The 24,253-nt window shown below is 73.1% G+C and carries 20 protein-coding genes and 1 pseudogene; 9 read left to right on the top strand and 12 right to left on the bottom strand.

The features are described from left to right. Positions 1-19: 19 nt before the first annotated feature. The 3 genes from purD to EFE23_RS11440 form a co-directional block, all read right to left on the bottom strand. The gene (gene purD / locus EFE23_RS11450; RefSeq protein WP_123240878.1) at positions 20-1,267 is read right to left on the bottom strand and encodes a phosphoribosylamine--glycine ligase; all 1,248 of its coding nucleotides are present in this window, start codon (positions 1,265-1,267) and stop codon (positions 20-22) included. An 85-nt stretch (positions 1,268-1,352) separates the two neighbouring features. After that, positions 1,353-2,288, bottom strand: a complete 936-nt coding sequence (locus tag EFE23_RS11445; protein ID WP_123240913.1) for a type IV toxin-antitoxin system AbiEi family antitoxin domain-containing protein — start codon at positions 2,286-2,288, stop codon at positions 1,353-1,355. A 181-nt stretch (positions 2,289-2,469) separates the two neighbouring features. Continuing rightward, complete coding sequence (locus tag EFE23_RS11440; RefSeq protein WP_123240877.1) at positions 2,470-3,759, bottom strand: adenylosuccinate synthase; 1,290 nt, start codon at positions 3,757-3,759, stop codon at positions 2,470-2,472. 122 nt (positions 3,760-3,881) lie between these two features. Between EFE23_RS11440 and EFE23_RS11435 the strand changes: the two genes are divergently transcribed. Further along, the gene (locus EFE23_RS11435) at positions 3,882-4,877 is read left to right on the top strand and encodes a diacylglycerol kinase family protein (protein ID WP_123240876.1); all 996 of its coding nucleotides are present in this window, start codon (positions 3,882-3,884) and stop codon (positions 4,875-4,877) included. Positions 4,878-4,951: 74 nt separating this feature from the next. Further along, on the top strand, positions 4,952-7,012 hold the full coding sequence (locus EFE23_RS11430) for a chromosome partitioning protein (protein WP_123240875.1): 2,061 nt from the start codon (positions 4,952-4,954) through the stop codon (positions 7,010-7,012). 51 nt (positions 7,013-7,063) lie between these two features. Here EFE23_RS11430 and EFE23_RS11425 read toward each other — a convergent pair whose 3' ends face one another. Then, entirely contained in the window at positions 7,064-7,492 is a 429-nt protein-coding gene (locus EFE23_RS11425) for a DUF3151 domain-containing protein (RefSeq protein ID WP_123240874.1), read from the bottom strand. A 282-nt stretch (positions 7,493-7,774) separates the two neighbouring features. On the opposite strand from EFE23_RS11425, the gene EFE23_RS11420 reads away from it, so the two are divergent. Further along, a complete protein-coding gene (locus EFE23_RS11420; protein ID WP_123240873.1) occupies positions 7,775-8,986 on the top strand; it encodes an LOG family protein in 1,212 nt (403 codons plus the stop codon). 61 nt (positions 8,987-9,047) lie between these two features. Here EFE23_RS11420 and fbaA read toward each other — a convergent pair whose 3' ends face one another. Then, on the bottom strand, positions 9,048-10,070 hold the full coding sequence (gene fbaA / locus EFE23_RS11415; protein ID WP_123240872.1) for a class II fructose-bisphosphate aldolase: 1,023 nt from the start codon (positions 10,068-10,070) through the stop codon (positions 9,048-9,050). Positions 10,071-10,232: 162 nt separating this feature from the next. Then, a complete protein-coding gene (locus EFE23_RS11410; RefSeq protein ID WP_123240871.1) occupies positions 10,233-10,616 on the bottom strand; it encodes a phage holin family protein in 384 nt (127 codons plus the stop codon). Between the two features lie 169 nt (positions 10,617-10,785). Here EFE23_RS11410 and EFE23_RS11405 point away from each other — a divergent pair, with 169 nt between their 5' ends. Continuing rightward, complete coding sequence (locus tag EFE23_RS11405; RefSeq protein WP_123240870.1) at positions 10,786-10,998, top strand: hypothetical protein; 213 nt, start codon at positions 10,786-10,788, stop codon at positions 10,996-10,998. Between the two features lie 35 nt (positions 10,999-11,033). On the opposite strand, the gene EFE23_RS11400 is transcribed toward EFE23_RS11405, so the two are convergent. Together EFE23_RS11400 and EFE23_RS11395 are read right to left on the bottom strand one after the other, a co-directional pair. Continuing rightward, positions 11,034-12,083, bottom strand: a complete 1,050-nt coding sequence (locus EFE23_RS11400; protein WP_123240869.1) for an LCP family protein — start codon at positions 12,081-12,083, stop codon at positions 11,034-11,036. Beyond that, complete coding sequence (locus EFE23_RS11395) at positions 12,083-12,565, bottom strand: SigE family RNA polymerase sigma factor (RefSeq protein WP_123240868.1); 483 nt, start codon at positions 12,563-12,565, stop codon at positions 12,083-12,085. The genes EFE23_RS11400 and EFE23_RS11395 overlap by 1 nt, the downstream gene beginning before the upstream one ends. A 177-nt stretch (positions 12,566-12,742) precedes the next feature. Between EFE23_RS11395 and EFE23_RS11390 the strand changes: the two genes are divergently transcribed. The 5 genes from EFE23_RS11390 to EFE23_RS11370 all read left to right on the top strand — a co-directional run bounded on the left by EFE23_RS11390 (position 12,743) and on the right by EFE23_RS11370 (position 21,070). Beyond that, positions 12,743-14,284 (top strand): LPXTG cell wall anchor domain-containing protein, encoded by a 1,542-nt coding sequence (locus EFE23_RS11390; RefSeq protein ID WP_123240867.1) that lies wholly within the window; start codon positions 12,743-12,745, stop codon positions 14,282-14,284. 201 nt (positions 14,285-14,485) lie between these two features. Then, on the top strand, positions 14,486-16,057 hold the full coding sequence (locus EFE23_RS11385) for an LPXTG cell wall anchor domain-containing protein (protein ID WP_123240866.1): 1,572 nt from the start codon (positions 14,486-14,488) through the stop codon (positions 16,055-16,057). A gap of 111 nt (positions 16,058-16,168) precedes the next feature. After that, complete coding sequence (locus EFE23_RS11380; RefSeq protein ID WP_123240865.1) at positions 16,169-17,596, top strand: 3' terminal RNA ribose 2'-O-methyltransferase Hen1; 1,428 nt, start codon at positions 16,169-16,171, stop codon at positions 17,594-17,596. Then, complete coding sequence (locus EFE23_RS11375; protein ID WP_123240864.1) at positions 17,593-20,109, top strand: polynucleotide kinase-phosphatase; 2,517 nt, start codon at positions 17,593-17,595, stop codon at positions 20,107-20,109. The genes EFE23_RS11380 and EFE23_RS11375 overlap by 4 nt, the downstream gene beginning before the upstream one ends. A gap of 178 nt (positions 20,110-20,287) precedes the next feature. Beyond that, positions 20,288-21,070, top strand: a complete 783-nt coding sequence (locus tag EFE23_RS11370) for a DedA family protein (protein ID WP_123240863.1) — start codon at positions 20,288-20,290, stop codon at positions 21,068-21,070. A 181-nt stretch (positions 21,071-21,251) separates the two neighbouring features. On the opposite strand, the gene EFE23_RS11365 is transcribed toward EFE23_RS11370, so the two are convergent. From EFE23_RS11365 to EFE23_RS11350, 4 genes and pseudogenes are all read right to left on the bottom strand, one after another. Next, complete coding sequence (locus tag EFE23_RS11365; protein WP_007073957.1) at positions 21,252-21,629, bottom strand: ArsR/SmtB family transcription factor; 378 nt, start codon at positions 21,627-21,629, stop codon at positions 21,252-21,254. A gap of 57 nt (positions 21,630-21,686) precedes the next feature. Continuing rightward, positions 21,687-22,226, bottom strand: coding sequence for an orotate phosphoribosyltransferase (pyrE, locus tag EFE23_RS11360; protein ID WP_123240912.1), 540 nt, complete (start codon positions 22,224-22,226; stop codon positions 21,687-21,689). A 166-nt stretch (positions 22,227-22,392) separates the two neighbouring features. After that, positions 22,393-23,199, bottom strand: coding sequence for an SDR family NAD(P)-dependent oxidoreductase (locus EFE23_RS11355; protein WP_123240911.1), 807 nt, complete (start codon positions 23,197-23,199; stop codon positions 22,393-22,395). 257 nt (positions 23,200-23,456) lie between these two features. Continuing rightward, positions 23,457-24,077 (bottom strand): annotated as a pseudogene (locus EFE23_RS11350) (hypothetical protein); the annotation flags it as partial. Positions 24,078-24,253: the final 176 nt, after the last annotated feature.

The raw sequence follows: 24,253 nt of genomic DNA, 5'->3' as shown, positions 1-24,253 counted from the left end.
GCGACGTCGGGCTGCCCGGTCAGGCGGGAATCGTGATCCGGTCCTCGACGGCAGCGGAGGCGATGTCGGAGCGGTGGTGCGAGCCGGCCAGCTCGATGCCGCGTACCAGGTCGTAGGCGGCGTCCCGGGCGGCGGCCAGGTCGGGGCCGGTGGCCGTACCGCAGAGGACCCGGCCCCCGGCGGAGCGGAGCGTGCCGTCGGCGTCCCGGCGGGTGCCGGCGTGGATGACGCCCGGCCGGTCCGCGCCGGTGATCGGGTCGCCGGTGCGCGGCGCCGCCGGGTAGCCCTCGGCCGCGACCACGACGGTGACCGCGGCGCCCTCGCGCCAGCGCAGCGGCGGGTGCGCGGCGAGGGTGCCGGTGGCGGCGGCGTGCAGCAGCCCGGCCAGCGGGGTCTCCAGCAGCGCGAGTACGACCTGGGTCTCCGGGTCGCCGAAGCGGGCGTTGAACTCGATCACGCGGGGGCCGGCCGCGGTGATCGCCAGGCCGACGTAGAGCAGGCCGGCGAACGGGGTGCCCCGGCGGCGCAGCTCGGCCAGCGTCGGGTGCACGACGTCCCGCATCACCTCGTCGACCAGGCCGGGCGGCGCCCAGGGCAGCGGTGCGTACGCCCCCATGCCGCCGGTGTTCGGGCCGGTGTCGCCGTCGCCGACCCGCTTGAAGTCCTGGGCCGGCAGCAGCGGCAGGGCGGCCTCGCCATCGGTGACCACGAAGAGGGAGACCTCGGGGCCGGCCAGGTACTCCTCGATCACCACCCGGCCGCACTCCGCCGCGTGGGCGGCGGCAACCGCCCGGTCGTCGGTGACCACGACGCCCTTGCCGGCGGCCAGCCCGTCGTTCTTCACCACGTACGGCGCACCGAACTCGTCCAGCGCCTGCCCGACGCTCTCCGGGTCGGTGCAGGTGTACGCCCGCGCGGTGGGTACGCCGGCGGCGGTCATCACGTCCTTGGCGAACGCCTTCGACCCCTCCAGCCGGGCCGCCTCGGCCGACGGGCCGAACACCGCGATGCCCTTGGCGCGTACCGCGTCGGCGACCCCGGCCACCAGCGGCGCCTCCGGACCGATCACCACCAGGTCGGCCGCCACCTCCACGGCGAGCGCCGCCACGGCGTCGGCGTCGGTCGGCGTGACGTCCCGCAGCTCGGCCACCGCCGCGATCCCCGGATTACCCGGCGCCGCGACGAGCGCGTCAACCGCCGGATCACGACTGAGCCCGAGCGCGAGCGCATGCTCCCGCCCCCCACCACCCACAAGAAGTACCCGCACGACCCCGCATCCTACTGACCGCCCCACCCATTCCCGTTGATCATGAAGTTAGCGGCACTATCTGAGATCGACTTCGCCGTCAACTTCATGATCGACGTACGGCCCGGGCGGCGATGGCGCCGCGGACGACTGCCGGGATGTAGTCGGGGCGGAGAGTGTCGGACCAGGTGAAGCGGAGGACCGTCCAGCCGGCGTTGACGAAGCGGTTCTGCCGGCGGCGGTCGTCGAAAAGGGCCTGCGGGGTGGCGTGCGGACCTCTGCCGTCCGCCTCGGCCACCACTCGTGCGGCGCGCCACCCCAGGTCCCCGATGCCGAGCAGGTAGCCGTCGTCGTCGCGTATCTCGATCTGAAGGGCATCCGGCGGGATCTTCCCGTCGACGCACCGCAGCCTGGCGCGTGTCTCCAGGGGGGACTGCGCCAGCCCGTTGGCCTCCGCCAGATAGCCCCGGGCCGCGACCGCACCTCGACGTCCTCTGAGCAGTGCGGGCACGGAGAGCAGCTCATCCTCGCTCACCAGTTGACGGTTCAGCGCCGAGTCGAGCAACGAAATCGCCGGGTAGCGACGCTCCCTGAGAATCAGTGCCGCCACGGTGCGCAGGGCGGTGGTCGTCGGGATGTCGCCAATCCAGGTCAACGCGTCGTCCGGATGCTCGAACTGGTGCAGCACGACAGCCGGATCCTTGACCCGAGTCGGTCTCGCCGCACGTCCCGGCAGGGCGACATGGATGGCCTCCGCCCTGCGCAGCCCCCCGATGCCGTGCAGCTCCGCCGCAGTGGCGAGTACGGCATGAGCATGCGGACCGCACGACAGCACCGCGGCTCGGATGCGGCTGAGGCGCTCGGCACCAGCCGCCAGGGAAGGGTCGACAAGGTAGGTGGCTCGGGCCAGTCGCCTCCACCGGCCGAACATCACGAAGTTGTCGATCTCGTGCCGCGTGAACCCGGCCTCCAGTGCCTGCCGGCGGGTCACAATGCCGTCCTGCTGGGCGGCAACCTCGCTGATCAAGTCCCTGCGGTTCACGCCCGACAAGGCTTCCCGCCCCACCGCCGGGCCGGAACCCCCTGTGGACAACCCACCCAACCCCTGTGGACAACCCACCAGCCCACCAGCCCGCCTGGTTGATCATGGAGTTAGCGGCGAAGTGGATCTATAAAACTGCCGCTAACTCCATGATCAACGGGGATCCCCCCGGGGGCGGGGGTTAGGGGAGGAGGGGGTGGCGGAGGACGTTTTCTTCGCGGCCGGGGCCTACGCCTACGACGCTGACGCGGGTGCCGGTGAGTTCCTCGATGCGGGCGATGTAGCGCCGTGCGTTCTCGGGGAGTTCGTCCTCGGTGCGGGCCTTGGTGATGTCCTCCCACCAGCCGTCGAGCTCTTCGTAGATCGGCGTGGCGTGGTGGAAGTCGGTCTGCGTCATCGGCATGTCGTCGACCCGCTTGCCGTTGATCTCGTAGCCGACGCAGATCGGCACCTTGGGCAGGCCGGTGAGCACGTCCAGCTTGGTGACCACCAGGTCGGTGACGCCGTTCAGGCGGGACGCGTACCGGGCGACGACGGCGTCGAACCAGCCGGCGCGGCGCTCCCGGCCGGTGGTGGTGCCGTACTCGTGGCCGATCTTGACCAAGTGCTGGCCGTTGTCGTCGAAGAGTTCGGTGGGGAACGGGCCGGAGCCCACCCGGGTGGTGTACGCCTTGCTCACCGCGATGACCTTGGTGATCGCGGTCGGCGGGATGCCCGCGCCCACGCACGCCCCACCGGCGGTCGGGTTCGACGAGGTGACGAAGGGGTACGTGCCGTGGTCCATGTCGAGCATGGTGGCCTGGGCACCCTCCAGCAGCACGGTCTTGCCCTGGTCCAGCGCGTCCCAGAGCATGCCGCGGGTCTCCGCGATGTACGGCTTGAGCCGCTCGGCGTAGCCGAGGTACTCCTCGATCGTCGCGTCGACGTCGATCGCCTTGCGGTTGTAGACCTTGAACAGCACCTGGTTCTTCTCGCGGAGCGCCAGCTCCAGCTTCTTGTGCAGGATGCCGGGGTCCAGCAGGTCCTGGACCCGGATGCCCATCCGGGCGACCTTGTCGCCGTACGCGGGGCCGATGCCCCGGCCGGTGGTGCCGATCCGGGAGGAGCCGAGGTAGCGCTCGACCACCCGGTCCAGCGCCCGGTGGTGCGGCATGATCAGGTGCGCGTCGCCGGAGATGCGCAGCCGGGAGACGTCCACGCCGCGCTCGGCGAGGCCGTCGATCTCCTGCAGGAGCACCTTCGGGTCGACCACCACGCCGTTGCCGATCACGATCATCGCGTTCGGCGAGAGCGCACCGGACGGCATCAGGTGCAGCGCGTACTTCTGGCCGTCCGGGGTGATCACCGTGTGGCCGGCGTTGTTGCCGCCGGAGTAGCGCACCACGTAGTCGACCCGCTCACCCAGCAGGTCGGTAACCTTGCCCTTGCCCTCGTCGCCCCACTGAGCGCCGATGAGCACGATCGCTGGCATCTTCTCCGCCTCCAGAAGGCTCGGGTGCCAGGTGGCGACCGGTTGGCGAGCCCGGGGTGTCAGGCTAACAAGTAGTGACGGCGGGACCGGCAGGGGTTCGTCGAGAAGCAGGAGGCTCCTTCGTGTACGACGTGGTGCTGCTCACCCTCGGCTCGGAGCGTGACGCCGCCGGCGGAGGCTGCGGTAGCGGTGGGGCCTGCTGCGGTGGCGTCGAGGCGGCCGGCGAGCAGCCGGAGGAGCGCTGTGAGACCCCGCGCGTACCGGTGCTGGCCTGCGCGGACGCGCTGACCGCCGGGGGCGCGCGGGTGGAGATGGTCACCGCCCGCTCGGACGCCGAGATCGACGAGGTGCTGGCCCGGCTCGACGGGGCGCCGCGCCCGGACGGCCTCAGCTGGCCCGACCCCGACTCCAAGACCCGGCTCGTGATCGCCACGGCCAGTGACGGACAGTTGCGCGCCGTGCTGCGCCGGCTGGTCCGCCGGTACGCCCCGCCGCCCAGCCGCCGGCCGGCCGACCTGCCCGGTAACCGGACCGTCCCCGATCTGCCCCCGGTCGGCGTACTCCCGCTCGATCCGGCCCGGACCGGCGCGGCGCGGGACCTGGCCGCGCAGCTCGGGCTGCCCCGCGACCCGGCGGCGGTGGCCGCTGCGGTGCTGGACGGCACGCCCCGCCGGCTCGACCTGCTGCGCAACGACGGCGGTTCGGTGACCCTGGACGGCGCGCTGCTCGGCGCGGCCGACGACGCGGGCCGGCCGCTGCACTGGCGTGCCCGGGTCGAGGTGGACGACGCGGTCCTCTCCCACGGCGACGATCCGATCCTGGCCTGCGCGATCGGCAACGCCGGCGGGTACGCGCGGCTGGACGACGTGACGCTGCTGGCGGACCCGGACCCGGCCGACGGCCGGGTGGAGGTGGCGGTGGCCGTCTCCGTGGTCACCCGGTCCGCGTTGGGCCGGAAGAAGGTACGACTCGAGGTGCGCCGGGCCCGGGGCCGGGCGGCGGCGGTGGTGCCGCGCGACGAGAAGGTGCCCTTCCTCGACGACGGTGTCGAGGGCGAGCTGAGCCGGAAGCGGTCCTGGTGGGTAGAACCGGGCGCCTGGGCGGTCTGGACGTCCTGACCCCCGTCGATCCCCGACCGGGTCGCCCGGGGAACCGGACGGCCTATCCTCGGCGGGAGGAAGGGGGAGGATCCGTGGTGCACGAGAACACCGACCGGGCCCACGTACCGGGCCAACCGCAGGTGCCGGAGCGGGACATCGAACCGCTCTGGCCGCCGGAGCAGCTCGATCCGGCCCCGACCACCCCGCCGTGGGCGGCGCCCGCCCAGCCCGGCGCGCCCGCCTGGCCGGTCCCGGCCGCCCCGGCCACGCCCCCCACCACCCCCGGGCCCGCACCGCCGGTCGACCCGACCACCGGGATCGGGCCGCCGGTGACCGCCACCGGACCACGGCCGCAGGGAGCCGCTGCCGGACCGGCTCCGGCCCCGACGCGAGCCGTCGACGGCGGGCCGGCGCCGCGCCCGGCACCCGCGGTCGACCTGGACCTCCCGTTCACCCTCGACCCGCCCGCCACCGGCGCGGCGCCGCCGCCCCGGGCCGCCGCCGCATCCCCGGCTCCTCCCCCGCCGCCGGACCACGGTCCGGCCCCCGCACCCGGGTCGGCTCCCGTCGGCGGGCCGGCGCAGGCCGGCGCGGTAAGCCTGGCTGACCCGGCGGCGCAGCCAGCGGCGGCACAGCCAGCGGCGGCCAGCCCGATGCCGGACCACGGTGACCCGGTGCCGGCCACCGGCGCGACGCCGAACGGTTCCGGTCCGGCCGATGCCGGCCCGGCCCACGGGCGGACCGCGTCGCCCTGGGCACAGCCACCGCAGCGGCCGAACGGCGGTACGTCCGAGCCGCCGGCCGACGCGACGGCGAACGTCGGACACCCCTCCGCCAACGCGCCCGCCGCGCCCGGACCGGAAGCCGCCGGACCGATACCCGGACCGGAAGCCGCCGGGCCCACCACGCCCCGGCCCGAGGCGGGCACCTCCGCACCGCCGCGGCTCGGGCCGTTCCCGCCCGCGCCGGGGCTGCCGCGCCCGCCGTCGCCGTACGGGAACGGGCAGCCGGCCTACCCGGGCGAGTCGGCGTACCCGCCCCCGCAGGCGGCCGGGACGCCCCCGGGCTGGTATCCGCCGGTAGGGCCGCACGCGGGTGCCCCGCAACCGGGTCCATCGCAGCCCGCCGCGCCGCAGCCGGCCGCGCCCGGGCCGGGGCAGCCGGCCCCACCACCGCCGCAGCCGCCGGCCGGTTACCCGGAGCCGGGTTGGACGCCGGAGGCCGGGGCGACGCCGACGGCCGAGGACTTCGCCCGGCGCCGCCAGGCCAGGCCGGCCGATCCGGTGGCCACCATGGGGGTACGGGCGGTGGTGAACCGGATCGGGTTGGTCCGGCTCCCGCCCGGCCGGCACGAGCAGGAACTCAAGCGGGACATCGAGATGGTGCGCCGCAACTTCGGCGGGCTGCGCCAGGTGACCGTGGTCAACCCCAAGGGTGGCGCGGGCAAGACGGTCGCCATCCTGCTGCTCGCGATGACCTTCGGACAGAAGCGCGGCGGGTACGTGCTGGCCTGGGACAACAACGAGACCCAGGGCACCCTCGGCATGCGGGCCCAGCAGGACTTCCACTCCCGTACGGTCCGGGACATGCTGCGCGACCTGGCCCAGTTCCAGGGGCCGCACGGCCGGGTCGGCGACCTCTCGCAGTACGTCCGCTCGCAGGGCGAGGGCATGTTCGACGTGCTGGCCTCGGACGAGTCGGCCACCGGCGGGGAGATGCTGACCGCCGCCGCCTTCGCCGAGATCCGCGAGGTGGTCAGCCGGTTCTACAAGCTGATCTTCGTGGACACCGGGAACAACGTCCGGGCGCAGAACTGGCAGGCCGCGATGGACGCCACCGATCAGCTCGTGGTCACCATGTCGGCCCGGAACGACTCGGCGGAGACCGCCGCCCGGATGCTGGACCACCTGGAGCAGAGCGGCCGGCAGCGGCTGGTCCGGCAGGCGGTGACGGTGGTGTCGATGCCACCATCGCGCAAGGAGATCGACCTGCCGGCGATCCAGGCGCACTTCGCCGCCCGGACCCGGGCGGTGCTGCTGGCGCCGTACGAGCGGCTCATCGACACCGGCGAACCGATCCGGTACGGCCAGCTCTCGTCGGCCACCCGGGACGCGTGGCTGAAGATCGCCGCCGCGGTGGCGGAAGGGCTCTGAGCAGGGCGCGACGGCCGGACCGCGAGCCGGGACCGGCCGTCGCGCACCCGGTCAGCGGCTGGCGAGGGCGTCCGCGGCGGCCGGGTCGCAGTCGCGAAGGAACTGGGCGCAGCGCGCCGCCTCGTCCGCCTCGCCGATCTCGCCCGCCGCCCGGGACAGCACGTAGAGGCAGCGGAGGAAGCCCCGGTTCGGCCGGTGCGACCAGGGCACCGGCCCGTGCCCCTTCCAGCCGCTGCGCCGCAGCTGGTCCAGGCCCCGGTGGTAGCCGGTACGCGCGTACGCGTACGCCGGGACGACCTGGCCCGCGGCGAGCGCCCGGGCGGCGAGCGCCCCCCAGGCCGCGCTGTGGCTCGGGAAGCGGGCCGCGACGTCGGCGAACGCCTCGTCGCTGTCCTGCTCGGCGGCGTCGGCCAGCGCGGCGTCGGCCTCCTCGTGCGCTGGCAGGAGGGTGTCCGGTGGCTCAGGCAACAGGTTCTGCATCGCCCCATTCAACCCGCTTCGCCCTCGGGTCCGCGAGAGGCTTCGCCGAGCCGCTCGGCTGAACGGCTGAGGGTTACGTCACGCCTGCGGCCGCCGCGCGCGTACCTGCGGCTCGCCGTCCGGTACCGGCGGCCCATGCCAGGCGGAGTTGTTTTCCACTACAACTAATGGTCCGGAGCCTCCCCAGGACCCGGTTACGCAGGAGCCCGGCGGCCTGGCCGTCGGGCTCCTGTCGATCCGGCCGGCGTTTGCCGGGTTGCCGCGGGTGGGCAGGATGAGCTGGTGCCGACCCCACCTCCCGCGGACGTCATCGAGCCGCACGACACCAGCATCCACGAGATCGAGACCCGGGCCGAGTTCGACCGCCATCTGGCCACCGGCAGCCTCGTCGGGCTCACCGTGCAGGGACTCCGCCTCGACCTGGCTCCCGTTCCCGACCTGACCTCGACGGACGTGACCGACACGCTCTTCGTGGGCTGCCGGTTCGCCGGCCGGGAGGTCGGCGCGGACCTGGTCCGGCGCGGCGCGAACGTGGTCCCGCCCTTCTCCGGGCTGCCCTACCCGACCCAGCCGGCCCACCTCTACACCCCCGACGACCTGGCCGCCGGCTTCGCGGAGGGCGGCTTCGCCGGGATGTACGACACCCGGGTGTACGCGCACTTCCGGGCGCACGGCGGGGCGCTGCCGGACGTCCGCGAGGCGCTCGGCCAGCGGCTGCACGACCACGGGGTGGACAACGCCCTGGCGGACGCCACCCGCGCCTGGCTGGGGGTGCACGGGCCGCAGTCGGTGGTGGGCGTGATGGGCGGGCACGCGGTGCCGCGCGGCAGTGCCGCGTACCGGATGGCGGCGGTGCTGGGCTGGGAGCTGGCGCGGGCCGACCGCCTGGTGGTGACCGGCGGCGGCCCGGGCGTGATGGAGGCGGCGAACCTGGGCGCCTTCCTCGCCGCCTGGCCGGCGGAGGAGCTGGACGCGGCGATCGACGTGCTGGCCGCGGCCCCCGACTTCACCGACCACGACCGCTACACGGAGGCGGCGCTGCGGGTCCGGGCGAAGTACGCCGCCGGCCCCGTGCTGCCCACCCCGCGCCCGGCCGCCGCCGGCACCGGGTGGGCCCGCTCCGGCGGACTGGCCATCCCCACCTGGCTGTACGGGCACGAGCCGGCGAACCTCTTCGCCGGGCGGATCGCCAAGTACTTCTCCAACGCCATCCGCGAGGACACGATCCTGCGGCTGGCCCGGGGCGGGATCGTTTTCGCGCCGGGCCGGGCCGGGACCGTGCAGGAGGTGTTCCAGGCGGCCACCAAGACCTACTACGGCACCGACGGGGCGAGCGGGGCGTACGTCTTCCTGGACCGGACGTACTGGACCACGGAGCTGCCGGTCGAGTCGCTGCTGCGACCGCTCTTCGCCGCCTCCCCGTTCGGCGACCTGTCGGCCACCGTGCACCTCACCGACGACGTCCGCGAGGCGGTCCGGGTACTGGTGCGGTGAAAGGAGGGGCCCCTTTTTAACAGACGTCTGTTAAAAAGGGGCCCCTCCTTTCAACCGGAACTCACTTCATCTTGGTGCCGGTGGAGCGCAGGGCCTCGCAGGCCTCGACGACGCGGGCGGCCATGCCCGCCTCGGCGGCCTTGCCCCAGACCCGCGGGTCGTACATCTTCTTGTTGCCGACCTCGCCGTCGACCTTGAGCACGCCGTCGTAGTTGCGGAACATGTGGTCCGCGACCGGGCGGGTGAAGCAGTACTGCGTGTCGGTGTCGATGTTCATCTTCACCACGCCGTAGTCCAGCGCCTCCCGGATCTCCGAGAGCAGCGAGCCGGAGCCACCGTGGAAGACCAGGCTGAGCGGCTTGTCCTTGCCGTACTTGGCGCCGACCGCCACCTGGATGTCGTGCAGCACCTGCGGGCGGAGCTTGACGTTGCCGGGCTTGTACACGCCGTGCACGTTGCCGAAGGTCAGCGCCGCCATGTAGCGGCCCTTCTCGCCGAGGCCGAGCGCCTCGACCATGGCCAGGCCGTCCTCGACGGTGGTGTAGAGCTTCTCGTTGATGGCGTTCTCGACGCCGTCCTCCTCGCCGCCGACCACGCCGACCTCGATCTCGAGGACGATCTTGCCCTTGGCGGCCTCGGTGAGGAGCTGCTCGGCGATCTCCAGGTTCTCGGCCACCGGCACGGCCGAGCCGTCCCACATGTGCGACTGGAACAGCGGCTCCTGGCCGTTCCTCACCCGCTCCTGGGAGATGCCCATCAGCGGCCGGACGAACTTGTCCAGCTTGTCCTTGGGGCAGTGGTCGGTGTGCAGCGCGATGTTGACCGGGTAGTTCTTGGCCACCTCGTGGGCGTACGCGGCGAACGCCGCCGCGCCGGTCACCATGTCCTTGATCGACGGACCGGAGAGGTACTCCGCGCCACCGGTGGAGACCTGGACGATGCCGTCGCTCTCCGCGTCGGCGAAGCCCTTGAGCGCCGCGTTCAGCGTCTGCGAGGAAGTCACGTTGATCGCGGGGTACGCGAACCGGCCGGCCTTGGCCCGGTCCAGCATCTCCGCGTAAGCCTCGGGGGAAGCGATGGGCATGTCGAACGCTCCTTACTTACCGCTCTCGGCCGTGCAGGCCGCTGTCTTCCATGGCGGCGACCGTTCCGGCCGCTGACTTCCACGGGTACGCCGGACCGCGCTGTCCACCGCGGGCAGTATCCCGTAGGAGGCGGCGGCGGGCACAACCGACCCGGAAACCGCTCACGAACGCTCCCAACGGTCCGGCACCGCCACGCTGATCAGCCAGCTCACCACCGCCATCACGATGGCGCCCCAGAAGGCGGCCCAGAAGCCGTCGACGTGGAACGGCAGGTTCAGTTGCCGGGCGATCCAGTCGGTGAGCAGGAACAGCAGGGCGTTGACCACGAGCGCGAACAGCCCGAGCGTGAGCAGGTAGAACACGCAGCCGAACACCTTGATGACCGGCTTGAGCACCGCATTGACCACACCGAAGATGAGCGCCACCGCGAGCAGGGTGAGCGCGGTGTTCGCCCCGTTCCGGCCGGTCACCGCCACGCCGGGCACGATCAGCGTGGTGATCCACAACGCGATCGCCGTGATCACCAGTCGGATCAGGAAGCCCACCTGGCCATCCTCGCACCGGCCACCGCGCACGGCGGGACAATCCGCCGACTCCGCCGCGTCGCCGTCCCGCGCCGGGCCGCCCCGCCGGTTCGGCCGGCGCCGAGCGGTGCCCGGCGCCAGGCCGTACGGTGTGGTGGTAACTGTCCGCACCGAGATCCAGGGAGGGACGATGGGTCAGCCCGACGAGGACTTCGCCCCGAGCGACCACCTCGCTCCGGAGGAGCGGGACCTGGAGGCGGAGCCGGCCGACGCGGTCGAGCAGGCTGTGGTGGTCACCCCGGACGACGGTGACGGCGAGCCGCACCGCGGCCTGGAGGTCGGCGACTGGGACGCGATGGAGCAGGCCCGGGTGGTCGCCGCCGACGAGGACGACTACCGCTGAGGTGGTGGGCGGGGCCGGTACGGCCCCGCCCACGGTCAGCGCAGGCTGGTCACCTGGTCCGGGTGGGCGGTGGTCCACTCACCGAGCCGGTCCTCCCGAAGCGCGGCGAGGAAGCTGGCGACCAGGGCGGCGTCCAACTCGAACCCGTGCGGTCCCCAGTCCTCGAACCGGACGGGGAGCCCGACCGCGACCGGCTCGGCGGTCGCCGCCTTCCCCGCGACCGAGACCAGCGCCGGCAGGGACATCTCCCCGGTGTCGGTGACCAGGCCGGGGCCGACCTGCGCGAGCAGCCGGCTGAGCCGCACCGGGTCGGTCAGCACGCCCTCGTCACGGACCCGGCGGAGCAGCCCGGCCGCGTACCGGCCGGCGTTGCGGTCCCGGTCCAGCCCCCCGTCGCGCAGGCCGTACCGCTGCCGGAGCAGGTCCACCGCCGCCGCGCCGTCGAGCTGCTGGCAGCCGGCCGGGAAGCGCCGGCCAGAGTGCACGGAGCGCACCGTAACCGGCAGGCAGACCGGCACGCCGCCGACCGCGTCGGTCAGTTTCCGGGTGGTCGGGTACGTGAGCACCGCGCCGGCGTCGATCCGTACGCCGGTAAGCTGGGTGACCACCTGCCGGGTGACCCGGTAGCCCGCCGCGAGGTCCCCGGCCGGCCCGGCGCCGAAGGTGAAGGACGCGTTGAGCTTGTCCCGTCCCCGACCGGGGATCGCCACCACCAGGTCCCGCGGGAACGAGACGAGGTAGAGCCGGCTCCGGTCCGCCGGGACGTGCACCAGCAGGACGGAGTCGGCCCGCCGGCCCCCGCCGGCCGCGTCCAGGCCGAGCAGCAGCATGTTCAGTGCCCCGGTGGGTGTCGGCGACGCCGAGGCACCGACCTGGCCCGAGGGGACCGGCGGTCGGGGCGCCAGCGTCGTGAAACCGCCCAGGGTGGCGGCGACCAGCGCCAACGCCGTACCGCCGAGGCGTAGGCGCAGGCGGCGACGCCGGCGGCGGACCACCGTGCGGTCGATGGCGGCGCGGAGCGGGCCGGTCGGCGGGGTGAGCGCCTCGTGCCGCGCGAAGGCGGCCCGCAGGTCGTCCTCGATCATCAGTGAACCTCCACGTACTCGGCTCGGAGGGTGGCCAGCGCCCGGGAGATGCAGGACCGGACGGTGCCGACGGCGCAGCCGAGGATCTCGGCGATCTCCGCATCGGGCAGGTCCTCGTAGTAGCGGAGCACCAACGTGGCGCGTTGCCGCCGGGGCAGCCGGGACAGCCAGGACCAGACCTGGTCACGGTCCACGGCGGACTGCGCGTGGTCGGTCGGTACCGGCACCGCCTCGTCGGGTTCACCCCGCAACAGCACCCGCCACGCCCACGATCCGCGCCGCCAGTCGATGAACTGGTTGGTGAGCATCCGGCGGACGTACCGCTCCGGGGCGTCGCTGCGGGCGACCCGCCGCCAGTTCAACTGGACCCGGACCATCGTCTCCTGCACCAGGTCCTGCGCCTGGTGCGGATCGCCGGTCAGCATGACCGCGTACCGCAGCAGGGCGCTCAGCCGCGCGTCGGCGAACTCCTCGTACGTCACTGCACCTCCCGGTGTCCCGCCCTGTTGACGGGTACGGGCCGGCCGAACATTGCGTGGGGCTCACTCATCCGTTCGGTCAACATCCGCTCGTCACGGCGGCCAGGGGCTGCGCGCCTCTTAACGGATCTTTAAGCTCCACAGGCCGCACCTGGCATTTCTTACGGGAGGAACCCCCCTATGCTCACCCGTTCGACTCGGCGGTGGCTCGCCGGGCTCGGTGTCGCAGGCGCGTTCGTCGCCGCCTCCGCCGCCCCCGCCGCCGCCGCGGACTCCCAGATAAAGCTGAGCTGGTACTTCGACGACACCACCATCGGCGCCGGCAGCGACGGCAAGGTCGAGTACGGCATCATCTCCGCCTCGGCCCCCGCCGTGCTGCACGACCTCACCGTGCGTTACGACTTCAGCGACCTGGCCGGCAAGGCCGACGTCACGACCTCCGACGAGTGCACCAAGCCGTCGGACCACGAACTGCTCTGTGTGTCCCGCTACGAGGTGAGCGTCGACGAGTGGGGCCTGGCCGGCATCTTCCCGCTCCAGTTCACCCCCACCGCCGGGGCCAAGGAAGGCGACAGCGGCAAGCTCAAGACGACGGTGAGCGCCGACGGCTTCGACGCGCTCAGCCACGAGGCCAGCGTCCGGATCGGCGAGGGTGTGGACCTGGCCGCCGGGCCGGCGGTCAAGAAGTCCGTGGCCCCGGGCAAGAGCTTCACCGCGCCGCTGACGGTCACCAACGCCGGTGGCACCACCGTCAAGGGCACCACGGTCGTCTTCCACAACGACTACGGCCTGAACGCCGGCAAGCACTTCAGCAACTGCACCTATGTCGGCGACCGGCTGCTCACCTGCCAGTTCAAGAACGAGATCCCGGCCGGCGCCAGCTTCAGCACCACCCTCCCGTACGTCCTCGGCGCGGACACCTACGCTCCCGGCTCGAAGTACGGCGAGCTGCAGTGGATGACCCCGGCCGAGTTCGAGGACTACCAGGCGTACCTGGACCACCGCGGGGTGACCATCGGCGAGCCGGGCACGGACGGTGAGCTGAGCCTGCGGGACAGCGGCACCAAGGGCGTCCAGGCGGACACCAAGCTGGACAACAACTGGACCTCCCTCGACGTGGAGGTCACCGGCAAGAACGGCGCCGACCTCGAGGCCCTTGGCGCCTCGGTCAAGGGCAAGGCCGGCGACAAGGTGAAGGCGACCGTCGGGGTGCGCAACAACGGCCCGGCCACGCTCGACCGGAGCCGCGGCGACAGCCCGGTCACCCTCCTCGGGCTGGACGTGCCGAAGGGCACCACCGCCGTTGGGGTGCCGGACACCTGCGTACCGGCCAACGGGGACGACTGGGGTGAGCCCGGCACTCCCGGTCGGCCGCACTACATCTGCTGGTTCGACACTTTCCTGAAGGCCGCGGACAAGGCGACGCTGGACTTCACCCTGCGCATCGACAAGGTGATCCCGAACTCGACCGGGCTCATGAAGATCAACGTCCCGTGCGCGTGCGACGCCGGCTTCCTCAACGACCTGAAGCCGGCCAACGACACCGCGAAGATCGTGGTGAACGCGACCGGTGACGGTGGCCAGGGTGGCGGTGACGGCGGCACCCTGCCGATCACCGGCTCCGCCACCGGCCTGATCGCCGGCCTCGGCGCGCTGCTGCTCGCCGCCGGCTTCGGCGGCTACGTCGTGGCTCGCCGCCGCAAGACCCGCTTCGTGGCCTGACCCGTACGGCACCACCGATGCCCCGTCGCCCGAGGTCGGCGGGGCATCGCCGTTCACGAGGCCTGGGCAGCCGTTACGGCAACGCCGACCGGCCGTTCGGCCAATATCCGATCTTTCGAGCAACCCGGGGCAGCGGCACTGCTTAAGAAATCTTTAAGCTCCACGGGCTCCACCTGAGTCCCCACGGGAGGAACCCCCTACATGCTCACCAACTCCACCCGGCGTTGGCTCGCCGGGCTCGGCGTCGCAGGCGCGTTCGTCGCCGCCTCCGCCACCCCTGCTCTCGCGACCGATGCCCGCCCCCGCGTCGCGGACGCCAGGGCCGAAGGCTTCGCGCTGTACGCGAACGACGTCATCGTGGCGCCGGGCGGCCCGGAGAAGTGGATCTCGCTGTATTCGCTGGTGAACGAGCCGTTCACCGATTACACCGTCAAGGTGGACCTCAGCGGCGTCGACAGCTTCGCCGAGGTGAAGGGCCCGGACGGCTGCGAAAAGATCGCCGCGGTCCTGATCTGCCCCGTCAAGAACGACCCTGAGCCGGACCTCGACCTGCTCTCCCTGACCGTGCTGGCCAGGGACACCGCCAAGGCCGGGCAGGAGGGCAAGCTCAAGTACACCGTCAGCACGGAGAAGGCCGGCACAGCCACCTTCCAGTCCACCATCAGCGTGGGCGAGGGCGTCGACCTGACCTCCGAGCCCTTCGTCCACCTCAACGGCTCTCCCGGCCAGACCGTGAAGTCGCCGCTGGAGGTGGGCAACCAGGGCGAGACCGACGCCCGTGGCGCCGTCCTCTTCTTCTTCGGCTCCTACAGCCTGGCCCCGGCCAAGCGGTACGAGAACTGCGAGTACTTCGAGGACAACTTCGACGCGTACGCCTACGCCTGCAAGCTGGACGCCACCGTGGCGGCGGGTGGCAGCGCGAAGCTGGACGACTCGTTCGCCTTCGCCGTTCCCGGTGACGCGTGGGCACCGAACGAGGACTACGGCTTCGCCCTCTGGATGACCCCGGCGGACTGGGACGAGTTCCGGTCCCAGGTTCCGGACTTCGGCAAGGGCACGAAGGGCGACGCCGGCCCGCTCACGCTGAAGGCTTCGGCCCCTTCCCGGACCATGGCCCGCCTGCTCGCCGGGCAGACCGACGTCGACCCGTACAACAACGAGACGATGATCAAGCTCACGGTCAAGGGCAACCAGAAGGCCGACGCGGCGGCCAACGGCGCCACCGTGCGCGGCGCGGTCGGCGACACCGTCCCGGTCACGGTCGGCTTCACCAACAACGGTCCGGCGGCGATCAACGCCGGTGGCGAGAACGGCATCTACACGATGGCCCTGGTCACCGTGCCGAAGGGCACCAAGGTCGTGAAGGCGCCGGAGCAGTGCGCCGACGCCGAGGGCGAGTTCGGTGCGGACTCCGGCAAGGCCGGTGCCGCCGCCTACGCCTGCTTCGTGCCGGAGGTGGTCAACCGCGGCAAGAAGGTCGAGTTCACCTTCTCCCTCCGCATTGACAAGGCCGGCGCCATCCCGGGCGAGGTCGAGCTGTTCCACGGCGGCCCGGACGAGAGCCTGGTGCAGGACCTCAACCCGGCCAACGACACCGCGAAGATCGTGGTGAACGCGACCGGTGACGGTGGCCAGGGTGGCGGTGACGGCGGCACCCTGCCGATCACCGGCTCCGCCACCGGCCTGATCGCCGGCCTCGGCGCGCTGCTGCTCGCCGCCGGCTTCGGCGGCTACGTCGTGGCCCGCCGCCGCAAGACCCGCTTCGTGGCCTGACCCGTACGGCACCAGCGGCGCCCCGTCGACTGCGGTCGGCGGGGCGTCGCCGTTCGTACCGGGACGGAAAACGGGACGACGCGGGATCGACGGGACTGACACCATCGACCGGTGCTGCTGACCCTGACCACGACCCACCGCCCGGCGACCGACCTCGGCCACCTCCTCGTCAAGCACCCGGACCGCGTGCAGAGCTTCGACCTGCCCGCCGGCACCGCGCACGTGTTCTACCCGGAGGCGGACGAGCAGCGGTGCACGGCGGCGCTGCTGGTCGAGGTCGACCCGCTGCGGCTGGGCGGCGGCCGGGGCCGCAAGCAGGCGACCACCCCGGAGAGCTTCACCCTCGGCCAGTACGTCAACGACCGGCCGTACGCGGCCTCCAGCCTGCTCTCGTCGGCGCTGGCCAAGGTGTTCCGGTCGGCCCTGCGCGGCGAGTCCCGGGACCGGCCGGAGCTGGCCACCGCCGCCATCCCGCTGGCGGTACGGGTGCCGGTGCTGCGCTGCCGGGGCGGCGCCGAGCTGGCCGTACGGGTGTTCGCCCCGCTGGGCTGGACGGTGGCGGCCACCCCGATCCCGCTCGATGAGGCGTACCCGGAGTGGGGTGACAGCCGGTACGTCGACCTCACGCTGACCGGCACGCTGCGGCTCGCCGACGCGCTCAACCACCTGTACGTGCTGCTGCCGGTGCTGGACGACGCCAAGCACTACTGGGTGGCGCCGGACGAGGTGGACAAGCTGCTCCGGGCCGGCGCCGGCTGGCTGGCCGACCACCCGGAGCGGAGCCTGATCACCCGGCGCTACCTGGCGCACCGCCGGGCCCTGGCCGGCGCGGCGCTGGCCCGCCTGGCCGAGCTGCGGCTGTCCGACGAGCCGCCCGCCGACGACAGCGTCGAGAGCGAGCCGGCCACGGAGGCTCCTCGGGCGTCCCTCGCGGTACGCCGCCGGGAGGCGGTGCTGGCCGCGCTGCGGGACAGCGGCGCGTCCCGGGTCCTCGACCTGGGCTGCGGGGGCGGTGCCCTGCTCACCGCGCTGGTCGCCGACCGGCGGTTCACCGAGGTCGTCGGCACCGACGTGTCCAGCCAGGCGCTCACCCTGGCCGCCCGGCGGCTGCGGCTGGACCGGCTGCCGGAGCGGCAGCGGGACCGGATCACGCTGCGGCAGTCGGCGCTCACTTACCGGGACGACCGGCTGCGCGGCTACGACGCGGCGGTGCTGATGGAGGTGGTCGAGCACCTCGATCCGCCCCGGCTGCCGGCGCTGGAGGACGCCGTGTTCGGGCACGCCCGGCCCGGCACGGTCGTGGTGACCACCCCGAACGTCGAGTACAACGTGCGCTACGAAGGGCTGGGCGCGGGCCGGTTCCGGCACGCCGACCACCGGTTCGAATGGACCCGGGCCGAGTTCGCCGCCTGGGTCGAGCGGGTGGCGACCAGCCACGGCTACACCGCCACCATCGGCGGCGTCGGGGACGAGGACCCCGAGGTGGGAAGCCCGACGCAGATCGCGGTGCTGAGCCGGAAGGAGGAGATGAGCGCATGACCACCCTGGACATTCCCGAGCTCGCCCTGGTGGCGCTGGTCGGTGTCTCCGGCTCCGGCAAGTCCACCTTCGCCCGCCGGCACTTCCGGCCCAGCCAGGTGCTCTCCTCGGACGCCTTCCGGGGCATGGTGGCCGACGACGAGAACGACCAGGCGGCCTCCGGCGACGCGTTCGACGCCCTGCACCACGTCGCCGGGATCCGGCTGCGCCGGGGGCACCTGACCGTGGTCGACGCGACCAATCTCCAGCCGCACGCCCGGGCCGCCCTGGTGAAGGTGGCCCGCGAGCACGACGTGCTGCCGGTGGCGATCGTGCTGGACGTGCCGGAGGCGCTGGCCTGGGAGCGTACGCAGGCCCGGGCCGACCGGACCCACGGCCGGCAGGTGCTCGCCCGGATGCAGCGGGACCTGCGTCAGTCGTACGGGCGGCTGGCCCGGGAGGGGTTCCGCAAGGTGCACGTGCTGCGCGGGACCGAGGAGATCGACGCGGCGGAGATCCGCTACGAGAAGCTGTTCAACGACCGGCGCGAGCTGACCGGGCCGTTCGACATCGTCGGGGACGTGCACGGCTGCCGCGAGGAACTGGAGGCGCTGCTGGTCCGGCTGGGCTACGCCGTGCACCGCGACGACGCGGGCCGCCCGGTGGACGCGGTGCCGCCGGCCGGGCGTACCGCCGTCTTCGTGGGTGACCTGGTGGACCGCGGCCCGGACTCGCCCGGGGTGCTCCGCCTGGTGATGGGCATGGTGGCGGCCGGCCACGCGGTCTGCGTGCCGGGCAACCACGAGCAGAAGCTGCTGCGCAAGCTGCGCGGCCGGGACGTGCGGCTCACCCACGGCCTGGCCGAGACGATGGCGCAGCTGGCGGCGGAGCCGGAGAGCTTCGTGGCCGAGGCGGCGACCTTCATCGACGGCCTGGTCAGCCACTACGTGCTGGACGGCGGCCGGCTGGTGGTGGCGCACGCCGGGCTGAAGGAGGCCTACCACGGCCGGGCGTCGGGCCGGGTGCGGTCCTTCGCGCTCTACGGGGAGACCACCGGCGAGACCGACGAGTACGGCCTGCCGGTCCGCTACCCGTGGGCGCGCGACTACCGGGGTTCCGCCACGGTCGTGTACGGGCACACCCCGACGCCGGAGCCGGAGTGGGTGAACAACACCATCTGCGTCGACACCGGCTGCGTCTTCGGCGGCAAGCTGACCGCGCTGCGCTACCCGGAGAAGGAGCTGGTCTCCGTCCCGGCGGTCAAGGAGTGGTACGCCCCGGCCCGGCCGCTGGTCCCCGCCACGCCCGCCCGCCCGGACTCGGTGCTGGACCTGGCCGACGTCACCGGGCGTCGGCACCTCACCCACGCGTACGGGTCGCTGACCGTGCCGGCGGAGAACGCCGCCGCCGCGCTCGAGGTGATGAGCCGGTACGCGCTCGACCCGGGTCGGCTGGTCTGGCTGCCGCCGACCATGGCGCCGTGCTCGACGTCGCCCCTCGACGGGTTCCTGGAGCACCCGGAGCAGGCGTTCGCCGACTACCGGGCGGCGGGCGTCGAGCGGGTGGTCTGCGAGGAGAAGCACATGGGCTCCCGGGCCGTGGTGCTGGTGGAACGGGAGCCGGGGCGGTTCGGCGGCGGGGCGGTGCACACCCGTACCGGCCGGCCGTTCTTCGGGCCGCCGCTCGACGACGAGCTGCTGGCCCGGGTCCGGTCGGCGGTCACCGCCGCCGGCCTCTGGGCCGAGCTGGGCACCGACTGGCTGCTGCTCGACTGCGAGCTGCTGCCTTGGTCGGCGAAGGCGGGCAGCCTGATCCGGGAGCAGTACGCCGGGGTCGGCGCGGCCGGCCGGGCCGCCGTGCCGGCGGTGCTCGCCGCGCTGGACGCCGCCGCCGGGCGGGGCCTGCCGGTGGCTGAGCTGCGCGGCCGGATGGCCGACCGGGGGGCCGAGGTCGAGGCGTACTCGGCGGCGTACCGGGCGTACGTCGGGCCGACCGACGGGCTGCGCGGGGTGACCCTGGCGCCGTTCGCGGTGCTGGCCGGGGCCGGGGCGAGTTACGCAGACCGCGACCACGGGTGGCACCTGACCCTGGCCGACCGGCTCTGCGCGGCCGACCCGGAGTTCTTCACTCCGACCCGGCGGCTGGTGGTGGACCTGACCGAAGCGGCGGCGGTGTCGGCGGCGACCGACTGGTGGCTGGCGCTGACCGGGTCCGGCGGCGAGGGCATGGTGGTGAAGCCGTACGCCGGCCTGGCCGCGCGGTCACCGAAGGGGTCGCTGCTCCAGCCGGGGATCAAGTGCCGGGGCCGGGAGTACCTGCGGATCATCTACGGCCCCGGGTACACCGAGCCGGGCCGGCTCCCCGCGCTGCGCAACCGCTCGCTGGGCCGCAAGCGCGGGCTGGCGCTGCACGAGCACGCCCTCGGCCTGGCCGCCCTGGACGCGCTCGCCGAGGACGCCCCGCTCTGGCGCCGCCACGAGCTGGTCTTCGCCATCCTCGCCTGCGAGTCCGAACCGGTAGACCCGCGCCTCTGACCCCCCGCCCGGCGGCCCCGAGCGCCCTGATTCACGGAAAGAGTGGTCATTCGACGTCGAATGGCCACTCTTTCCGGGAAAGTGCGGCTTCCGGCGCCGGTCCGGGGGGCGGTCCGGCGCGCCGCCGGAACAGGCCCGGGTACCCTTTGTGGCCGTGGACACAGCTGAGAAGACCCGGATGATCTCCGAGAGCGTCGCTCTGAACCCGCTCGACCCGAAGGATCTGATCCACACCTTCGGGATGATCGGCGTCTGGGTGATCCTCTTCGCCGAGACCGGCCTGCTGGTCGGCTTCTTCTTCCCGGGCGACTCGCTGCTCTTCCTGGCCGGGGTGGCCGCTTCCCCGGTGGCCGACGCGATCTTCGGGGCCGGGACCCGGCTGTCCCTGGCCGGGCTGCTGATCGGCGGCCCGATCTGCGCGATCGCCGGGGCGCAACTCGGTCACTGGCTCGGCGCCCGGTACGGCCGGCGGATGTTCGACAAGCCCAACTCCCGCCTGTTCAAGCGGGAGTACGTGGAGAAGGCCGAGTACTACTTCCAGAAGTTCGGCCCGGCCAAGGCCGTCGTGCTGGCCCGGTTCATCCCGATCGTGCGGACCTTCCTCAACCCGGTGGCCGGGGTGCTCGGCATGCCCGCCCGGCAGTTCTTCATCTGGAACGTGGTCGGGGCGGTCCTCTGGGTGGACGGCATCCTGCTGATCGGCTACCTGCTGGCCGACCAGATCTACAACGCCATCGGCGACAAGATCGACCGGTACATCCTGCCGGTGGTCGCGGTGATCATCCTGATCTCGGTGCTGCCGATCTTCTTCGAGTTCCTCCGCGACCGGCGGGCGCGCAAGCGCGGCGAGGCGGCCGCGGTGATCGCGGCGGCCAGCGCGGCCGGCGCGGTCGAGGCGGTGCGGGACGCGATCGAGGGCGACGACCACCGGCACGGGCAGGGCGGGCAGCACCGCCGCTGATCCCGGGTACGCCGATGGCCGGTCCCCTCTCGAGGGCCGGCCATCGTCGACCTGTGTGACGAGCAGCCGTCACCGTCCGGTGTGGCGCCACCCCTGGTACGCCACCCGGCACCGCCCTCGGTCGAGGCGGTCTACGGCCGTCCGGGTTCGGCGGGCGGCCGTCGGTCGGGCACCTTCGGTTTCAGCGGGCCTTCTTGGTGGCCCGCTTGCGCGGCGGGGTGAGCAGATCCGCGATCGTGGCGATCGCGGTCGGCACCAGCCGGTAGTACGCCCAGACACCACGCTTCTCCCGCTCCAGCAAGCCGGCCTCGGTGAGGATGCGCAGGTGGTGGCTGACCGTCGGCTGCGAGAGGCCGAGCGGCGCGGTGAGGTCACACACGCACGCTTCGCCCTCGGGCGCCGACTGGATCAGGCTGAGCAGCCGCAGCCGGGCGGGGTCGGCGAGGGCCTTGAGGACCCCGGCGAGACGCTCGGCATCGGCACGTTCGATCGGCTCGCCGGCAAGCGGCGAGATCTGAGGCATGGTCATTTCAGCCAACGCAGTTCCCACGTATTCCATCCTTCCACCAGCAGCATCGATCCGCCTGCATATCAGCAGATCCGAATCGGCAAACTTTTACGACACAAGGCCGAGGTCAGCCAACGTATAGGCCGCCCGATACGGCAATCCGGCGGCTCGCACCGCGTCGCCGGCGCCTCGATCAACAATAACCGCAACACCGACCACCTCGGCTCCGGCCTCACGCAACGCCTCGACGGCGGTCAACACACTGCCGCCGGTCGTGGACGTATCCTCGACCGCGAGCACCCGCCGACCGGCGACGTCCGGGCCCTCGATCCGCCGCTGGAGTCCGTGCGCCTTGCCCGCCTTGCGGACCACGAACGCGTCGAGCGCCCGGTCGGTCTCGGCCGACGCGTGCAGCATCGCGGCGGCGACCGGATCGGCCCCGAGGGTCAGACCGCCGACGGCGTCGTACTCCCAGTCGGCCGTGAGGTCGCACATCACCCGGCCGACCAACGGTGCCGCCCGGTGATGGAGCGTGACGCGACGCAGATCGACGTACCAGTCCGCCTCACGGCCGGACGAGAGCACCACGCGGCCGTGGACCACAGCCAGCTCAGTGATGAATTTACGCAGGTCGTCGCGGTGCCCCATGGCGATAGAGGGTACTGCGCAAGTCTGGGAGCCGTCTGTCGGGTCCACCTGGGTCAACCCTGCGGGCGACCGACGGGTGGCGATGTTCGACTACGCTGTGCGACCGCACTCCGACCCCGACGGCCGCCGATCCCACCCGCGGGACGTCCGTCCGGTGCGCTTCCGGTCAGTCGCCGTCCCGCGTGACCCGTCCCCGGGTGTCCCGCGAGACGGCCCGCAGCAACCGGCGCGGGGCGTGCCGCAGGCCCGCGGCGGCGAGCTTGTACTTCCAGTCCGGCACGCTCACCAGCTTGCCTTTTCGCAGGTCACGGAGCGCTTCGTCGACCACGTCGTCGGCCCGCAGCCAGAGCCGGCGCGGCGTGCGGGACATGTCGATGCCGGCCCGCTCGTGGTAGCCGGTCCGGGTGTAGCCGGGGCAGAGAGCCATCACCCGTACGCCCAGCGGAGCCACCGACAGGCCGATCGACTCACTGAAATTTGTCACCCAGGCCTTGCTGGCCGAGTACGTCGAACCCGGCATGGGCACGCCGAACCCCGCGACCGAAGAGACATTTATCACTGCCCCGCTGCCCCGTTCGATCATCGGTCCAAGCGCCGCATGGGTCAGCCGCAGCACCGCGAGCACGTTCAGCCGGAGCAGGCGGGCCTCGTCCTCGACGGCCGAGCGGACGAACGGGGTGTTGAGGCTGATCCCCGCGTTGTTCACGAGCAGCTCGACCGGGGGCCCCGCGACGAGCCGGCGCTCCACCGCGGCACAACCGTCGTCGGTGGACAGATCGGCGGAGATGGTCTCGACCTGGTGGCCGTATCGACCGGTCAGCTCGGCGGCGCGGGCGGCCAGCCGGTCGGCGTCCCGGGCCACCAGGATCAGGTCCCACCCGTCGGCGGCCAGCCGGCGGGCGAACGCCTCACCGATGCCCAGGCTGGCCCCGGTGATCAGGGCGGTACGCGGGGCGGGGGATACGTCGGTCACGTGCGGTCCTCGGGGGGCGGGGTCGGTCCGGACGGCGGGGTGGGTGGCGCGGTCGGTGGTGGCACGGGCGGGGTCGTCGGCGCGGCAGGCGCCCAGGGCGACCACGGGCCGGATGCCGGCGCGGCCGGCCCGTGAGCGGGCGGCGCGGACGCCGGACCGTAACCGGGAGCGGGCGGCGCGGACGGCGGACCGTAACCGGGCGGCGGGGCGGACGGCGGGCCGTAACCGGGCGGCGGGGCGGACGGCGGGCCATAACCGGGAGCCGGCGGCGCGGACGCCGGGCCGTGGCCGGGGGTCGGGCCGGCGGGAGCGGGGTGGCGGCGGAGGAAGGCACCGGCCGCCGGGGAGAGCAGCAGCGCGGCGACCACCAGGTAACCGAGGACCTGCGCCACCGCCACGACGGCATTCACCGGGATCCACCAGTCCGGGTACGCGTCGCCGAGCCGGCCGAACAACTCGGCGGTGGCCCGTCCGTCGGCGCTGATCTGCAACGGAGCCGACCGCTGGCCGACCAGCACGGCCAGGCCGCAGCAGCCGCAGAACAGGCCGAGGCCGGCGACCACCCAGGTGCCCGCCCGGGCGCCCGGGCGGCCGGAGAGCAGCCCGAGGGCGAGTCCGACCAGTACCAGGCCGGTCACCACGCCGACCACGGCGGACAGTGCCGTGGTGGCGCGCAGCACCGACACCACCTCGTCGATCTCGCGCTGCCCGGCCCCGCCGGCGCTCGCCGCGTCGCGGAACCGGCTCACCGTGCCGCCGAGCACCGCCAGGCCGGCGACCGCGTACACGACGGCGCCGGCCGCCATCAGCAGCAGCACCACCGCGGCCGAGACCACCGCCCCCGGACGGCGGGGCGCGGCCTGAACGGGGTACGACACGACGAATCCCTCCGGTAGGCGTCGGCTTGCAACCTACTCGGAGGGATCGTCGGCGTCGCTCTTATCCGGGAGTCAGCTTCCGGGTGGCGGCTCGGGTTCGCGGCGCTCGCCCGACCCGGGCGGCGGGGCGGTCCGGTCCGCCGACCCCGGCGCGGTGCTCTCGCCCGACACCGGCG

This window comes from Micromonospora solifontis (assembly GCF_003725545.1).
Classification (GTDB): domain Bacteria; phylum Actinomycetota; class Actinomycetes; order Mycobacteriales; family Micromonosporaceae; genus Micromonospora; species Micromonospora solifontis.
The sequence above is the reverse complement of the archived record's forward strand: the minus strand, read 5'-3'. Positions and strand labels throughout refer to the sequence as shown.

Coding starts and splice junctions, on each gene's coding strand:
- EFE23_RS11370 (WP_123240863.1), top strand. CDS start 20,288: ATGATCTCCGAGAGCGTCGCTCTGAACCCGCTCGACCCGAAGGATCTG.
- EFE23_RS11400 (WP_123240869.1), bottom strand. CDS start 12,083: ATGATCGAGGACGACCTGCGGGCCGCCTTCGCGCGGCACGAGGCGCTC.
- EFE23_RS11385 (WP_123240866.1), top strand. CDS start 14,486: ATGCTCACCAACTCCACCCGGCGTTGGCTCGCCGGGCTCGGCGTCGCA.
- EFE23_RS11405 (WP_123240870.1), top strand. CDS start 10,786: ATGGGTCAGCCCGACGAGGACTTCGCCCCGAGCGACCACCTCGCTCCG.
- pyrE (WP_123240912.1), bottom strand. CDS start 22,226: ATGGGGCACCGCGACGACCTGCGTAAATTCATCACTGAGCTGGCTGTG.
- EFE23_RS11365 (WP_007073957.1), bottom strand. CDS start 21,629: ATGGAATACGTGGGAACTGCGTTGGCTGAAATGACCATGCCTCAGATC.
- EFE23_RS11390 (WP_123240867.1), top strand. CDS start 12,743: ATGCTCACCCGTTCGACTCGGCGGTGGCTCGCCGGGCTCGGTGTCGCA.
- EFE23_RS11440 (WP_123240877.1), bottom strand. CDS start 3,759: ATGCCAGCGATCGTGCTCATCGGCGCTCAGTGGGGCGACGAGGGCAAG.
- fbaA (WP_123240872.1), bottom strand. CDS start 10,070: ATGCCCATCGCTTCCCCCGAGGCTTACGCGGAGATGCTGGACCGGGCC.
- EFE23_RS11375 (WP_123240864.1), top strand. CDS start 17,593: ATGACCACCCTGGACATTCCCGAGCTCGCCCTGGTGGCGCTGGTCGGT.
- EFE23_RS11425 (WP_123240874.1), bottom strand. CDS start 7,492: ATGCAGAACCTGTTGCCTGAGCCACCGGACACCCTCCTGCCAGCGCAC.